The 13,870-nt window shown below is 73.0% G+C and carries 12 protein-coding genes and 1 pseudogene; 5 read left to right on the top strand and 8 right to left on the bottom strand.

What is annotated here, in order from left to right:
- Positions 1 to 475: 475 nt before the first annotated feature.
- The 3 genes from ACFXPK_RS05015 to ACFXPK_RS05005 are packed head-to-tail and all read right to left on the bottom strand — an operon-like array spanning position 476 to position 3,166.
- Positions 476 to 1,033: a GNAT family N-acetyltransferase gene (locus ACFXPK_RS05015; protein WP_385071730.1), complete on the bottom strand. Its 558-nt coding sequence runs from the start codon at positions 1,031 to 1,033 to the stop codon at positions 476 to 478.
- Between the two features lie 40 nt (positions 1,034 to 1,073).
- Positions 1,074 to 2,342 carry a hypothetical protein gene (locus tag ACFXPK_RS05010; protein ID WP_385071727.1) on the bottom strand — a complete coding sequence of 423 codons (1,269 nt, stop codon included), beginning with the start codon at positions 2,340 to 2,342 and terminating at the stop codon, positions 1,074 to 1,076.
- The gene (locus ACFXPK_RS05005) at positions 2,330 to 3,166 is read right to left on the bottom strand and encodes an alpha/beta fold hydrolase (RefSeq protein ID WP_385071724.1); all 837 of its coding nucleotides are present in this window, start codon (positions 3,164 to 3,166) and stop codon (positions 2,330 to 2,332) included. The genes ACFXPK_RS05010 and ACFXPK_RS05005 overlap by 13 nt, the downstream gene beginning before the upstream one ends.
- 312 nt (positions 3,167 to 3,478) lie before the next feature.
- On the opposite strand from ACFXPK_RS05005, the gene ACFXPK_RS05000 reads away from it, so the two are divergent.
- On the top strand, positions 3,479 to 3,880 hold the full coding sequence (locus tag ACFXPK_RS05000) for a DUF6221 family protein (protein WP_384997834.1): 402 nt from the start codon (positions 3,479 to 3,481) through the stop codon (positions 3,878 to 3,880).
- An 83-nt stretch (positions 3,881 to 3,963) separates the two neighbouring features.
- Here the strand turns inward: ACFXPK_RS05000 and ACFXPK_RS04995 are convergent, their stop codons facing one another.
- From ACFXPK_RS04995 to ACFXPK_RS04985, 3 genes are all read right to left on the bottom strand, one after another.
- Positions 3,964 to 4,752, bottom strand: coding sequence for an SAM-dependent methyltransferase (locus ACFXPK_RS04995; protein WP_384997832.1), 789 nt, complete (start codon positions 4,750 to 4,752; stop codon positions 3,964 to 3,966).
- A gap of 206 nt (positions 4,753 to 4,958) precedes the next feature.
- Positions 4,959 to 6,059, bottom strand: coding sequence for a type III polyketide synthase (locus ACFXPK_RS04990; protein ID WP_384997830.1), 1,101 nt, complete (start codon positions 6,057 to 6,059; stop codon positions 4,959 to 4,961).
- Positions 6,060 to 6,068: 9 nt separating this feature from the next.
- A complete protein-coding gene (locus ACFXPK_RS04985) occupies positions 6,069 to 7,277 on the bottom strand; it encodes a cytochrome P450 (RefSeq protein WP_384997828.1) in 1,209 nt (402 codons plus the stop codon).
- 298 nt (positions 7,278 to 7,575) lie between these two features.
- Here ACFXPK_RS04985 and ACFXPK_RS04980 point away from each other — a divergent pair, with 298 nt between their 5' ends.
- The 3 genes and pseudogenes from ACFXPK_RS04980 to ACFXPK_RS04970 all read left to right on the top strand — a co-directional run.
- Entirely contained in the window at positions 7,576 to 8,256 is a 681-nt protein-coding gene (locus ACFXPK_RS04980) for an ABC transporter permease (RefSeq protein WP_384997826.1), read from the top strand.
- Positions 8,253 to 8,927, top strand: coding sequence for an ABC transporter permease (locus ACFXPK_RS04975; protein WP_384997824.1), 675 nt, complete (start codon positions 8,253 to 8,255; stop codon positions 8,925 to 8,927). Before ACFXPK_RS04980 ends, ACFXPK_RS04975 begins: the two co-directional genes overlap by 4 nt.
- Positions 8,924 to 9,874 (top strand): annotated as a pseudogene (locus ACFXPK_RS04970) (ABC transporter substrate-binding protein); the annotation flags it as partial. The gene ACFXPK_RS04975 and the pseudogene ACFXPK_RS04970, both read left to right, overlap by 4 nt.
- 20 nt (positions 9,875 to 9,894) lie before the next feature.
- On the opposite strand, the gene ACFXPK_RS04965 reads toward ACFXPK_RS04970, so the two are convergent.
- Both ACFXPK_RS04965 and ACFXPK_RS04960 read right to left on the bottom strand, forming a co-directional pair.
- Complete coding sequence (locus tag ACFXPK_RS04965) at positions 9,895 to 10,881, bottom strand: acetylxylan esterase (protein ID WP_385071719.1); 987 nt, start codon at positions 10,879 to 10,881, stop codon at positions 9,895 to 9,897.
- Between the two features lie 203 nt (positions 10,882 to 11,084).
- On the bottom strand, positions 11,085 to 12,260 hold the full coding sequence (locus tag ACFXPK_RS04960; protein ID WP_384997819.1) for an ABC transporter ATP-binding protein: 1,176 nt from the start codon (positions 12,258 to 12,260) through the stop codon (positions 11,085 to 11,087).
- A gap of 206 nt (positions 12,261 to 12,466) precedes the next feature.
- On the opposite strand from ACFXPK_RS04960, the gene ACFXPK_RS04955 reads away from it, so the two are divergent.
- Positions 12,467 to 13,765, top strand: coding sequence for an alpha/beta fold hydrolase (locus ACFXPK_RS04955; protein ID WP_385071715.1), 1,299 nt, complete (start codon positions 12,467 to 12,469; stop codon positions 13,763 to 13,765).
- Positions 13,766 to 13,870 lie beyond the last annotated feature (105 nt).

Here is a 13,870-nt window from a genome sequence, read left to right as displayed (position 1 = left end):
TCAACCTGCGGCAACGGCCGGAATACGGCCTTCCGTCGGGCCGGGCGGCGGTCCGTCCGTACGGCGGTGCACGCGGTCGGGGCCCCTCTGCCGGAACGGATGCTTCCGCGTGGACGCGCCCTGCCCCGGGCGCAGTTGACCGCGCCGGGGGTTGGGGCGGCCGGTGGTCCCGGCCGTCCGTTCCGCTCGTCCGATCCGGCGTCGTACGTGGTCAGCGGCGGTGTGCGGGGCGTGGGCCCGAACTCCGGAGGTGGCGGTCGGCCCGTGGGCGGCGTGAGGAACGCGCCACGTTTCAGGCGCTGTTGGAGGGGGGTGGGTGAAGGGGGCGGACAGGGGGGCGCGCGGGTCGGGGGCGGTCGGTGATCAGCGCCCCACCGGGAGGGTTGCGGTGAAGTCCAGCCAAGCCAGGCCCGATTGTGGCGGCGGCCGGTGTTCCAGGACGCCCCCGCCCGCGCCGGCCTGAGCGGCGCCGGGATCAGAGGTGGTCGAACGGCTCGGCGAGCCGGAAGGTGCCCCGCGGTGTTCCCCGGTACGCGCTGAGCGTCCGGACCTGGAAGTGCTCGCCCCACGACGGGTCGGGCGGCAGGATCCCGTACTCCGTGCTGGTGCGGAAGCCGTACCGGCCGTAGTACGCGGGGCTGCCCAGCAGCGCGACGAGGGGTTCGCCGAGCGCGTCCGCCGCGCCGAGCACGGAGTGCACGAGCGCCGACCCGACGCCCCGTCCCTGATGGTCGGGGTGCACGCCGAGCGGGCCGAGGAGCAGGGCCGGGGCGCCGTCGACCCGCCCCCGTGTGCACACCACGTGCCCGAGGACCCGCCCCGGTCGCCCGCCGCCGTCCTTCTCCGCGTTCCCGTCCCCGCTCCCGTTCCGGACGGCGACGAGGGAGAGCGCGGGCAGCCAGTCGGCGCACTCGCGCAAGGCGTCGAGCAGCGGAGCCTCCACGGTCTCCGGTCGTTCCGGCGTCGCGAAGGCGGCCGTGGTGACGGCCCGCACGGCGGCGTGGTCTGCGGGGGTCTCACGTCGGATCAGCACCGGCACAGTCTGGGACCGCGCGCCGCGGGGCGCAAAGGAATTACCCCACCCGCGCGCCGTCGGCCGTCTTCCCGAAGACCGTGGCGAGCACCGAGGGGAGCGGCGGACCGCCGAGGACGCCCCGCAACTCCTCGACGCCGTGGTCCCGCTGGGCCGCGGTGAGCGCGACGTGGTCCTCGATCCGCTCGTTGAGCGTGCGCCGGAACAGGGCGTAGAGCGTGTCGTCGGCGCGGACCCGGGCGGCGGTCCGTACGAGGGCCGCGGTCCCCGCGACATCGTCCTCGGGAATCCGCCGGCCCGGCAGCACATCCGCGAACCGTCCGGCCGCGCGCCCGAAGAGTGTGGCGCCGAGGCCCCGTACGGTGAAGAGGTGCGCGTAGTGCTGCTCGTGCAGCCCGAGCGGCAGCCGGCCGAGCGCCAGCGCCTCATGGAGGGCGGTGAGCCCCGGTGCCAGCAGATAGTGGGGGACGCTCGCGACCTGCCGCAGCAGGGCGCGCTGCGGCAGGAGACGGCAGTCGGCCCGCCTTCCCGCGGTCTCGTAGCTCCGCTCGCGGCGTCCGCCGAAGGGTCCGCCGCAGACCAGGACGCGCGGGAAGCGGGGCCAGTCGCGCAGCAGGTCGGGGATCCACCGGTCGAGCAGGCGCAGATAGTCGTTGTTGACGTCGAAGTCCAGCAGGAAGTTCCTGAACCCGCCGATGTTGATCAGCAGGTCGTACTCCGGAGCGCCGCCGCGCGGTACGTCGCCCACCCCGGCCAGATCGATGAGCGGTCCGGACAGATGGGTCACCGGGCCGGTGCCCAGCGCCGCGAACGCGGCCGTGCGGTCGGTGACGCCGGGGAAGTTCTGGACGATGCCGTGCCGGGCGAGCAGATGGGCCGCGAGCACACGCTCGTGCGCGGAGAGCGGGGCGAGATGCCGGTCGGCGGCGGCGAAGGAGGAGCGGGGCAGCCCCGCGCACAGGGCGCCGATCGCGGCGAGCGGACGCTCCGCCCGCCAGAACCCGAAGAGGCTGTCCACCATGACGACGGGCCGGCCCGCCACGACGGCCCGCAGCGCCAGTTCTGCGTCCATGACCGAGACCACCTGGTCGCACGAGGCCAGCAGGGCGTCGAGAGCGGCGGCCTGGACCGGCTCCGAGCGGGACATCACATGGATGACGTCGAAGGCGTCCGCGTTGCGGCAGGCGAACGAGGCCGCCACGCCGTCCCCCACGAACACCCGGTGATGGCCGGGCAGCAGCCGGGAGACCGCGACGAGTTCGGCCGCCGGGCCGAAGCCGCAGTTCTGCGCCCCCATCACGATCCGCACGGGGCCCGCCCCTGGCCGGTGGGCAGCGCGTCGAACACCGCGAGGAGCAGCCGGGCGAACTCCTGCGGCCACTTCGCGTAACCGGAGTGCCCGCCGGGGAACTCCACCAGCTCCCGCCCCAGCCGCTCGGCGAGCACCACCGCGGGCCTGCGCGCCACATGGGTCCGCGACTCCCGTCCGCCCGCCACCGCGATCCGCGCCGCCATCGGCGCGAGCGCCGCCACATCGGGTACGAAACGGGTGAACGGCCGCATGGTGTGCGCCAGGAAGAACGCGCTGTTGTCCTGCGCCTCGGGCAGCACGGGCGCGGACCGGCCGCCGAAGAGGGAGCTGAACTTCGCCATCGCGCCCGCGACCCCTTCCCCGCGGAACAGCGCGTGGACCTCGTCGATGAACGCGAGACGGTCCTCGGCGTCCGGCAGCAGGCTCAGCGACGGCGGCTCGTGGACGACCACGGCCCCGACCCTGTCCGGGTGCCTGCGCAGCAGTTCGAGCGCGGTGAGCCCGCCCGAGCAGCTTCCGAACACCGACGCCCGCTCGCCCGGCGTGGCCACCGCGTCCAGCAGCCGGCAGGCGTCGTCCGCGTGGACCTCGATCCGCTGGTCGGCCGACGGTCCGTCGAGCACGCTGCGCGAGTTGCCGCGCGGATCGTACGAGACGACGCGGTGGCCGGAGGAGAGCACGGCGGCCAGGCCCCCGAACACGTCCGCGTCCGAGTTGCCGCCCGCCATGAGTATCAGCAGCGGCCCCTTGCCGCGCACCTCGTAGTGGAGCCTGGCCCCCGGCACGGCCAGGGTGCCGCCGCCGCTCTCCCGTGTGTCCATCACGCTCCAGCCCCGGGGCCCGCCACGGCCACCGTCGAGTCACGATCCGCGTACTCCAGGTGGCTACCCGTGGCGCGGGCCGGTCACCGGTTTCGGCCGACCACGTACGGGTGATGACCGGGCCTTCCCGCTGACGTGACGGGCCGCCCCGGGGGACTTTCAGGCCGCCGGATCCGTGCCGGGCGCGCGCCCGGGGTGGACGGCGCAGCGAACGGCCCCTGAAGTGGGGCATGCTCTGCGGGACGAGTGGAACGGACCCGGCACGGGCACGCCCCGGAGCGGATCCGTCATGGCCAGAAGGACCGGAACCAGATGACAGACCACAACGCTGGACTGATGGCGTTCGTGCGGGCACGCCTCGACGAGGAGGAGCGGATCGCGCGCGAAGCCGGCGGCGATTCCTGGCGGTGCCCGCCCGAGCAGCCCGGTGAGATCCACGACCGTACCGGCAGCATCGCGTTCAGCCTGCGCACCCACGGCTACGACCGCCACATCGCCCGTCAGGATCCGGCGTGCACCCTTCGGCGCGTCGAGACGAGCCGCGTACTGCTCGACGAGTACGCGGAGGTCGCGGCCCTGGACGTGGACCGCCCCGACGACGGGTTCGCCTCCGGGCGCGCGGTGGGGCTGGGCTTCGTCGTCCGTCAGATGGCCGCGGAACACGCCCATCACCGGGACTACCAGGTGAAGTGGCTGCCCCGCTTCTCCCACTAGGGCCTGTTCCCCGACGGACCGGGGGTCGCCCGGTCCGTCGGGGGGTTCGGGGCGGGTGGCAGGTCCGGGGCGGGCGCGCGGGGTTACGGTACGCGCGCGACACCCGCGTAGAACCCGCTCGGCTCGGGCTCGGGGGCCGGGCCGTCCCTGTACCAGTGGGCGGCCGTCACCAGCCCGGGTTCCACCAGGTCGAGCCCGTCGAAGAAGCGGGCGACCTCGGCGCGGTCCCGCATCCGCAGCGGGATCTCGCCCTCCTTGTACGCGGTCGTGACGACGTCCTTGTACTGCGGGTGTTCGTCGAAGGTGGTGTGCGAGAAGATCAGATAGCTGCCGGAGGGCAGGGCGTCCACCAGGGTGCGGGTGATCCCGTACGGGTCGTCCTCGTCGGGGACGAAGTGCAGCAGCGCGATGAGGCAGAGCGCGACGGGCCGGTCGAAGTCCAGCAGCGTGCGGGCGTGGTCGAGGATGGCCTCCGGCTGCCGGACGTCCGCCTGGATGTAGTCGGTGGCGCCCTGCGGTGTGCTGGTGAGCCGGGCCTCGGCGTGGCGCAGCACGATGGGGTCGTTGTCGGCGTACACGATCCGGGCCGCGGGGATGATCTCCTGGACGATCTGATGGAGATTCGGCTCGGTGGGGATCCCCGTACCGATGTCGAGGTACTGGTCGATGCCCTGCCGCGCGGCCCAGGCGACGGCACGCCGCATGTACGCCCGGTTCCGTAACGCGTTGCCCTTGGCCTCAGGGGGTATTCGCTCGCCGACCACCTGGTCGACCGCGTAGTTGTCCTTGCCGCCGAGAAGCCAGTCGTACACGCGGGCCGGGTGGGCCTTGCTGGTGTCGATCCGTGGCCGGGGCGGCGGGTGTGCCGTCATGGGAGCTCCTGTGTGGGTGACCGGGTCCGCCGCGTGCGCCGCCGCGGGCCGGGTGGCCGCGGAGCGACACGGACGGGCGGACAGCCTAGGCGACCGTGGCCGCCCGGGACCAGGCTGTGATCACCGCGGGGCCCGGCCACCGGCACAGGTGGGGCGGGCCCGGGAGAGCCGGGGGCCGTACGGGACGGGCCGGCTCTCCCGGGCGCTCACGCCGCGCGGCTGGGGACGCTGTCGAGGCGGGGGGCGAGCGGCGCCGGCTCCGGCCGGGTCCAGCGGCCGAGGGAGATCTCCGCGGTGATGCCGGGCCCGAAGCCCGCGATGAGCCCGCGGGCCCCCGTCGCCACGCCGCCCTCCTCGAAGAGCCGGTCCAGCGCGTCGAAGATGACCGCGCTGGCGATGTTCCCGCGTTCGGTGAGGGTGGCCCTGCTGTAGCGGAAGGTCTCCGACGGCAGCATCAGATACTTGCTCAGGTCGTCCAGGATCCTGGGCCCGCCCGCGTGGACGATGTAGAAGTCCAGGTCGGAGATGTCCCAGCCGAACGGCTGCGCCATGTCCCGCATCGCGGGGGCGAGCATGGACATCGTGCCGGGGACCCGCCTGTCGAGCATGAAGTGGAATCCGGTGTCCCGGACGGCGTACGAGATCCACTCCTCGGTGCCGGGCACGAGATGCGAGCCGTTCTGCGCGAGCCGCACCCCCGCTCCGCCCTCGCCCCGGACGACGGCCGCGGCGACGGCGTCCCCGAAGAGCCCGTTGGAGAGCAGATTGCCGACGCCCAGATCCTCCGGCTGGTAGCAGAGCGAACAGAACTCGCAGGAGACGATGAGCACGTTCGCCCGCGGATACGCCAGGCAGAAGTCGTGCGCCCGGTTGATGGCGGTGCCCCCGGCGGCGCAGCCGAGCTGGGCGATGGGCAGTTGGCGGGTGACGGTCCTGAACCCCATGGTGTTGATCAGCCAGGCGGTCATCGAGGGCATCATGAAGCCGGTGCACGAGACGTACACGATCATGTCGATGTCGCGGGGTGTCAGTTCCGCGTGGGCCAGCGCCCGCTCGATGACCTCGGGCAGCCGGGCCTTGGCCTCGGATTCGTAGAGGGCGTTGCGGGCCGTGAAGCCGGGGTGCCGCAGGGTGTCCTCGATCGGCTGGACGAGATGCCGGGTCTGCACCCCGGTGTTGCCGATCAGCCGCAGGGCCAGCGGCAGTTGCGGATGTCCGGCGTGCAGGGTGCGCGCGAACTCCAGGGTCTGTTCCCGGGTGATGACATGTTCGGGCACGGCGATCGCAGGTCTGCACAGGGTTGCCATGTCAGCTCCTCACCAGGCGACCGGAAGGGCGAGCGGATAACGCCAGATGGAGTCGGTGTTCCACCGCACCTCGTCCTCGGGCACGGCCAGCCGCAGCGCGGGGAACCGGGTGAACAGCGTGCCGACGGAGACCTGGAGGGTCATCCGTGCCAGATGGGACCCCAGGCAGTGGTGGCTGCCGTACCCGAACGCCATGTGGGCGGGCGGGCTCTCCCGTTCGAAGTCCAGCTCGTCGGGGCGCTCGTAGACGAGATCGTCGCGGTTGGCCGTCAGATACGAGACATGGACGGTGTCGCCCGCCTTGACGGTCACACCGTCGAAGTCGACGTCCTCCAGGGCCACGCGCGGGATCCCGACGCCCTGACGGAAGGGGATGTACCGCAGCAGCTCCTCGATCGCCTGGGGCAGCAGTGCGGGGCGGGCCCGCAACTGCGCAAGCTGCGCGGGGTGGGTGAGCAGGGTGAAGACGATGTTGCTGATGTCGTACGTGGTGGTGTCGTGACCGGTGACGACCAGGAGCATCGCCAGGACGGCCAGTTCCGCCTCGTCCAGCATCTCGTCCCCCACCCGGGCGGTGGCGAGCGCGCTGATGAGATCGTCCCCCGGCGCGCGCCGGCGCTCCGCCGTCAGCTCGGTGAAGTACGCGCGCAGCCCGGCCTTCGCACCCACCGCGGAGTCGCGGTCCGCGGCGTTCATCGACATCATCGCCATGGCCCAGTCGCGCAACTGGCGCCGGTCCGCCACCGGTATGTCGAGCAGCTCGCAGATCGACATCAGGGGTAACCGGTCGGCGAGGGCGGCGACCACGTCACCCGGCGCGCCCCGCTCCTCCATCGCGTCGAGCAGCCCGTCCACGCTCCGCTGGGTCCAGGGCCGCAGCTCCTCGACCTGGCGGGTGGTGAACGCCTTGATGATCAGCCGGCGCACCCGGTTGAGGGTGGGCGGGTCCATGAGGTTGATCGCCTCGGACTGGGCGATGGGCGCGGGGGTGATGCGCGGGAAGTCCCTGCCGATCAGCGCGGCACGGCTGAACCGCCGGTCCGAGGTGACGGTCTGGACGTCCGCGTACCGGGTGACCAGCCAGCAGTCGCCCTCCCCGTAGGGCATACGGACCCGGGCGACCGGCGCCTCGGTCCGCATCCGGGTCATGAAGGGATCGGGTTCCAGGGCGTTGTCATGGCGGACCGGGCAGGTGCGTACGGAGTCCGAAGGAGTCATCGCGGTACCTCCTCGTGGAAGGGGACGGATGGCGAGCGGTCCTGTTTGATCGGAGCATGCCATGATGATCGACGCCGTACGCAAGTAATTCCGCGCAGTTCACCCGTAAGAGCTATTTCCGGGTGATCACACGCAACATCCTTATCATTCACGCAAATTGGGTCCATGCGCCATCGAACCGGAGGTTTCCGGGCGGCCGTCACGGGGCGGTTCCGCGCGCTCCGCCCCGGCGCCCCGCGTCCACCCGTACGGTCCAGCACGGCGCGCGCCCGGCGCCCGGCGGCGCTGCAATGGACGGGTGACCGCGCCTCCGGACGACTGCCTCGCGCGCAACGAGTGGATCTGCGGCGCCTATCTCTCCAGCAGGCGCACGATCCTGTGGGACGCGGTGCTCGAACACCTCCAGCTCACCTTCGCCGCCGTCCTGATCGGCCTGGTCATCGCCGTGCCCCTCGCGCTCGCGGCCCGGCGCTGGAAGACGGCGGCGGCCCCCGTGCTCGGCGTCACGACGGTCCTCTACACCATCCCGTCGCTCGCCATGTTCTCGCTGCTGCTGCCGGTCTACGGACTGTCCGCCTCGCTCGTCGTCGCCGGGCTCGTGCTCTACTCGCTGACCCTGCTCGTACGGAACATCCTCGCCGGACTGCGCGGCGTCCCCGAGGAGACCCGGCAGGCCGCCCGCGGCATGGGATACGGGCCGCTGCGGCTGCTGCTCACCGTCGAACTGCCGCTCGCCCTGCCCGCCGCGCTGGCCGGGCTGCGCATCGCGACCGTCTCCGCCGTCTCCCTCGTCACCATCGGCGCCATCGTCGGACACGGCGGACTCGGCAACCTCATCTACGCCGGGATGAACACCTTCTTCAAGGCGCAGGTGCTCACCGCCTCCGTCCTGTGCGTCGTCATCGCCGTCGCCGCCGACCTGGCGCTCCTGCTCCTCCAGCGCCGGCTCACCCCCTGGACCCGCCGGGCCCCCGCGTGAACACCCTCACCGCCGCCTGGGCCTGGCTCATCAGCCCCGCCCACTGGCCGGGCACCGACGGCATCGCCAACCGGCTCGCCGAACACCTCTACCTCACCGTCGTCTGCCTCGCCCTGAGCTGCGCGCTCGCCCTGCCCGTCGCCCTGGTCCTCGGCCACCTCGGCAAGGGGGGCGCCCTCGCCGTCAACCTCTCCAACGCGGGCCGCGCCGTCCCCACCTTCGCCGTCCTGGTCCTGCTGCTCCTCACCCCCCTCGGCGCGTACGGACAGTGGCCGACGGTCATCGCGCTGGTCCTCTTCGCGATCCCGCCCCTGCTCACCAACGCCTACGTGGGGATGCGGGGCGTCGACCCCGATGTCGTCAGGGCCGCCCGGGGCATGGGGATGACCGCGCGCCAGTGCCTGGGCCGGGTCGAGGTGCCGCTCGCGCTGCCGCTGATCCTCACCGGCGTACGGATCGCCGCCGTCCAGCTCGTGGCGACCGCCACGCTGGCCGCCCTGATCGGCGGCGGCGGACTCGGCCGGATCATCACCGCCGGGTTCAACCTCGCCGACACGGCCCAGGTGGTGGCGGGCGCCTTCCTGGTCGCCGTGCTCGCGCTGCTGGTGGAGGGGGCGTTCGAGGTGGCGCTGCGGCTGGGACCTCGGTGGGTGAGGGGCGGCGCGGGATGAGGCCGCTGCGTACCGCCGCCGTCTGCGGCGTCCTGCTCCTGGCGACCGCCACCTGCACCACGGGACCGTCCCTGGAGAACCGCGAAGCCGTCACCGCCCCGCCCGGCGACAGCAAGCACCTCACCATCGGGACCGCGGGCTTCACCGAGAGCGACCTGCTGGCCCAGATGTACGCGCTCCTGCTGGAACGGGCCGGGTACCACACCCGGATCCTCTCGGTCACCAACCGCGAGCTGTACGAACCGGCCCTGGAGAGCGGCCGTATCGACGTCGTACCGGAGTACGCGGCGACCTTCGCCGACTGGCTGAACGCCAAGGCCCACGGCCCCGACGCCCGGCCGGTCGGCTCGCCCGACCTCGCCACCACCATGAAGGCGCTGCGCACCCTCGCCTCGGCGCGCGGGCTCACCGTCCTCGACCCCGGCCGGGCGGTCGACCAGAACGCCTTCGCGGTCGCCGCCGGCTACGCCGGGAAACACCACCTCAGGACCCTGAGCGACCTGGGCCGCTCCGGGCTGCCGGTACGGCTCGCCGCCGGGGACGAGTGCGTACGGCGCCCGTACTGCGCGCCGGGGCTGAGGAAGACGTACGGGATCGACATCACCGGCATCGACCCCAAGGGCGTCGGCACCACACCGGCCAAACAGGCCGTCCAGCGGGGCCAGGACCAGATGGTGCTCACCACGACCACCGACGCGACGCTCGGCCAGTTCGGTCTGGTGCTGCTCGCGGACGACAAGCACCTCCAGAACGCCGACAACATCGTGCCCGTCGTCAACCGGGCCAGGGCCGGCGCCAAAGGGGTCACCGAAGCCCTGGACCGGCTGAACACCGTACTGACGACCGCGGACCTGGCCGCGCTGAACCAGCGGGTGGACGGCTGGCGGCGGCTGCCCGAGGACGTCGCCAGGGGCTATCTGGAGTCACGGGGCCTGCTGCCGGCCGGCCGGGGCGCCCCGCCGCCGCGTCAGCCCGCGCGCCGGCCGCCCGTCAACCGCTCCGGCAGCCAGGACAGTTGGGCGGCCTGCTGGTACGCGCCGCCGCCCTCGTGGTCGTTGAAGTCGTACACCTCGATCGCCTTGTCCTCATGGGCGTACGCGTTGAAGGCCCCGAACACCGTCGACGGCGGGCAGGTCTCGTCCTCCAGGGCCACCGAGAACAGCGCGGGGGCGCTGCCGCGCGCCGCGAAGTGCACCCCGTCGAAGTAGCCGAGCGTCCGCCACACCCGCTCCGTACGGCCCCGGTAGGTCTTCAGATAGAGACCCACCTCGCGGTACGGATGACGGGCGCTGATGGTCGTCGCCCGGGGGAAGTCGCAGAGGAACGGCACGTCCGGCGCCACCGCCACCAGATCCGGTATCAGACCGGCCGCCGCCAGGGCGATCCCGCCGCCCTGGCTGGCGCCGACCACCGCCGTGCGCCCGGCGTCGACCAGCGGGTGCGCCCGCGCGGCCTCGACGGCGCGAACCGCGTCGGTGAACAGCCGCCGGTAGTAGTAGTCGTGCGGGTCCTCGACGCCCCGGGTCAGGAAGCCGGGGTAGGAGGAGGCGCTGCCCACCGGGTCGGGGGTGTCGCCGCCGTTCCAGCCGGCCCCCTGCCCCCGGGTGTCCATCACGAAGTGCGCGAACCCGGCCGAACCCCAGAGCAGATGGCTGTGCGGCAGACCGCGCCCGCCGCCGTACCCGACGTACTCCACCACCACCGGGAGCGGCTCATGGGCGGACGCGGGCAGCACCAGCCAGCCCTTGACCGGATGGCCGCCGAACCCGGCGAAGGTCACGTCGAGGACGTCCAGCGTCGTCAGTCCGGTGGCGACCGGTTCGAACCGTACGTCGAGGGCGTGGCCGCGTGCCTCGGCGAGGGTCTTCGCCCAGAACTGGTCGAAGTCCTCGGGCTCCTCGGACGTGCTCCGGTAGGTACGGAGCTGGTCGAGGGGGAGATCGGGCTGGGGCATGCGGGACCACCTCGGTCGGCTGAATCGCTCAGGGACAACGGCGATCACACGGTACGACCGGAGGCCGAACCGTAGAAGACCGCGAATCCGCCGAGCGCGCGCCGCCGACCGGGGGCCCGCCGAGATCCGGACGAAACGACCCCGGGCGTCCGGGACCGGGGCGAGGTCGACACCGGGCGTGCGAGACCGGGTCGGGAACGGCCCTAGGCGTCCGAGACCGAGTCGAAGTCGACCTCGCCCCGCCCGATGCCCTGCGCGTCCGCGTCCACCGAGCGGCGCAGCGCCTCGTGGAGCTTCGCCGGGGTCAGCACCCCCACGAAGCGCGCCCCGTCCAGCACCGCCACCCACCCCGCGTCGTGCTGGAGCATCTCGCTGAACGCCTGCTTCAGCGGCGAGCCGAGCGGCACCCACGCCTCCATCCGCCGGGCGTGGTCGCCCACCGAACCGGGCTCCGAGCCGGCCACCCCCGCGCGGGCCGGCGCGTCGGCCGCGATCCAGCCGTGCAGCTCGCCGTCCTCGTTCAGCACCACCGCCCAGCGGGCCCCCTCCGCGCGCATCCGCGCCGCCGCGTCCCGCGCGGGCTCACCGGTCCTGGCGACCGGCGGCTGCTCCAGGTCGGCCGGCTCGACCGTGGTCACCGAGAGCCGCTTGAGGCCGCGGTCGGCGCCGACGAACCGGGCCACGTACGGCGTCGCCGGGGTGCCCAGGACCGCGCCGGGACTGTCGAACTGCTCGATGCGCCCCTCCCCGTACACCGCGATACGGTCGCCCATCCGTACCGCCTCCTCGATGTCATGCGTCACCAGCAGCACCGTCTTGCGCACCGTCGCCTGGAGCTTCAGGAACTCGTTCTGCAACCGCTCGCGCACCACCGGGTCCACCGCGCCGAACGGCTCGTCCATCAGCAGTACCGGCGGATCGGCGGCCAGGGCGCGCGCCACCCCGACCCGCTGGCGCTGCCCGCCGGAGAGCTGCGCGGGGTAGCGCGGACCGTACGTCGCCGGGTCGAGCCCCACCAGGTCGAGCAGTTCCGCGGCCCGCTCGCGCGCCCGCGCCTTCTTCCAGCCGATCAGCGCGGGGACGGTCGCGGTGTTGTCGAGCACCGTACGGTGCGGGAAGAGCCCGACCTGCTGGATGACGTAACCGATCCGGCGGCGCAGCGCGACCGGGTCGACCCCGGAGATGTCCCGGCCCTCGACGAAGATCCGCCCCGAGGTCGGCTCGATCAGCCGGTTCACCATCATCATCGTGGTCGTCTTGCCGCACCCCGAGGGCCCCACCAGCGTCACCAGCTCACCCTCGCGCACCTCGAAGGACAGGTCGTCCACGGCGGCCGTACCGTCCGGGTAGACCTTGCCGACCTGCTCGAACCGGATCATGTCCTCAACGTAGGACCGGCCGGGGCCGCGCGCACACCGGGCCGCGACCGTCCGGGGCCGTCCCCGGCTGAACACGCCCCGTGTCCGGTCCGTATCCACCGGGGCGGGGCGGGACGCCCGTCATTCGTGTGCTGAAATGTCCGGCGTGCCTGCCCCCGGCGGTGTGAGACCGCCCCGCACGGGGGCGATCGAGAACAGGAGCCACCTTGACCAGCTACCGTCAGCCCGGCGTCGTCCTCACCGACCACCGCTTCACGGTCCCGCTGGACCACGGCGATCCCGGGGGCGAGCGGATCGAACTGTTCGCACGCGAGGTCGTGTCGAGCGCGCGGGCCGGCGCGGACCTGCCCTGGCTGCTGTACCTGGAGGGCGGACCCGGCTTCGGCGCCCGCCGGTTCGTCGGCAGACAGGCATGGCTCGGCCGCGCCCTCCAGGAGTTCCGGGTGCTCCTGCTCGACCAGCGCGGCACCGGCCTCTCCACGCCCGTCAACCGGCAGACCCTCCCGCTCCACGGCGGCCCCCGGCAACAGGCCGACCACCTCGCCCACTTCCGCGCCGACTCCATCGTCCGCGACTGCGAGACCATCCGCCCCCTGCTCACCGGCGGCGCGCCCTGGACCGTACTGGGCCAGAGCTTCGGCGGCTTCTGCGCCACGCACTACCTCTGCGCCGCGCCCGAGGGCCTGGACACCGTACTGATCACCGGCGGACTGCCGTCCCTGGACGCCACCGCGGACGAGGTCTACCGCGCCGCGTACCCGCGGATCGCGCGCAAGGTGGAGGCGCACTACGCGCGTTACCCCCAGGACATCGAGCGGGCCCGCGCCGTCGCGCGGTACGTGGCCGAGCACCGGCCCGTCCTGCCCGGCGGTTACACCCTCACGCCCGAGGCGTTCCAGTCCCTCGGCATCGTGCTCGGCGCCGGCGACGGCAGCCATCAGCTCCACTACCTGCTGGAGAACGCCTTCGTCCGTACGCCCAAGGGCCCCGCCCTCTCCGACGCCTTCCAGGAGAACGTGGCCTCCTCGCTCTCCTTCGCGGGACACCCGCTGTACGCCCTGGTCCACGAGGCGATCTACGCGCAGGGCGGCCGGGCCACCGACTGGGCCGCCGAGCGGGTACAGGGCGAGTTCGCCCGGTTCGACGCCGCCAAGACCCTCGCCGGGGAGGGCCCGCTCTACTTCACCGGCGAGTCCGTCCACCCCTGGCACTTCGACAACGACCCGGCGCTGCGCCCCCTGCGGGAGACCGCGGAGCTGTTCGCCGCCCGCACCGACTGGCCCGCCTTGTACGACACGGCCCGGCTCGCCGCCAACGAGGTGCCCGTCGCCGCGGCCGTCTACCACGACGACATGTACGTCGACACGGAGCACTCGCTGCGCACGGCGCGCGCGATCCGCGGCCTGCGCACCTGGGTCACCGACGAGTTCGAGCACGACGGGGTGCGCGCCGGCGGGCCCCGTGTCCTGGACCGGCTGCTGACCCTGGCGCGCGGCGAGGACTGAGCGCGCGGGGCTCGTCGCGCGGACGCGCCGTGCCGGGGGGAGAATGGGGGACAGGGGACCGTGCGACGCTGCCCGCGTGGCGCGGTCCCGCGGAAGCGGAGGTGG

The organism is Streptomyces sp. NPDC059142 (assembly GCF_042755665.1).
Lineage (GTDB): Bacteria > Actinomycetota > Actinomycetes > Streptomycetales > Streptomycetaceae > Streptomyces.
This window is presented reverse-complemented; position numbering and strand designations above follow the sequence as displayed.

What these genes read in the sequence shown, in the direction of transcription:
- ACFXPK_RS05005 (WP_385071724.1), bottom strand. Translation starts at nt 3,166, where the DNA reads ATGGACACACGGGAGAGCGGCGGCGGCACCCTGGCCGTGCCGGGGGCC.
- ACFXPK_RS05000 (WP_384997834.1), top strand. Translation starts at nt 3,479, where the DNA reads ATGACAGACCACAACGCTGGACTGATGGCGTTCGTGCGGGCACGCCTC.
- ACFXPK_RS04995 (WP_384997832.1), bottom strand. Translation starts at nt 4,752, where the DNA reads ATGACGGCACACCCGCCGCCCCGGCCACGGATCGACACCAGCAAGGCC.
- ACFXPK_RS04990 (WP_384997830.1), bottom strand. Translation starts at nt 6,059, where the DNA reads ATGGCAACCCTGTGCAGACCTGCGATCGCCGTGCCCGAACATGTCATC.
- ACFXPK_RS04985 (WP_384997828.1), bottom strand. Translation starts at nt 7,277, where the DNA reads ATGACTCCTTCGGACTCCGTACGCACCTGCCCGGTCCGCCATGACAAC.
- ACFXPK_RS04965 (WP_385071719.1), bottom strand. Translation starts at nt 10,881, where the DNA reads ATGCCCCAGCCCGATCTCCCCCTCGACCAGCTCCGTACCTACCGGAGC.
- ACFXPK_RS04960 (WP_384997819.1), bottom strand. Translation starts at nt 12,260, where the DNA reads ATGATCCGGTTCGAGCAGGTCGGCAAGGTCTACCCGGACGGTACGGCC.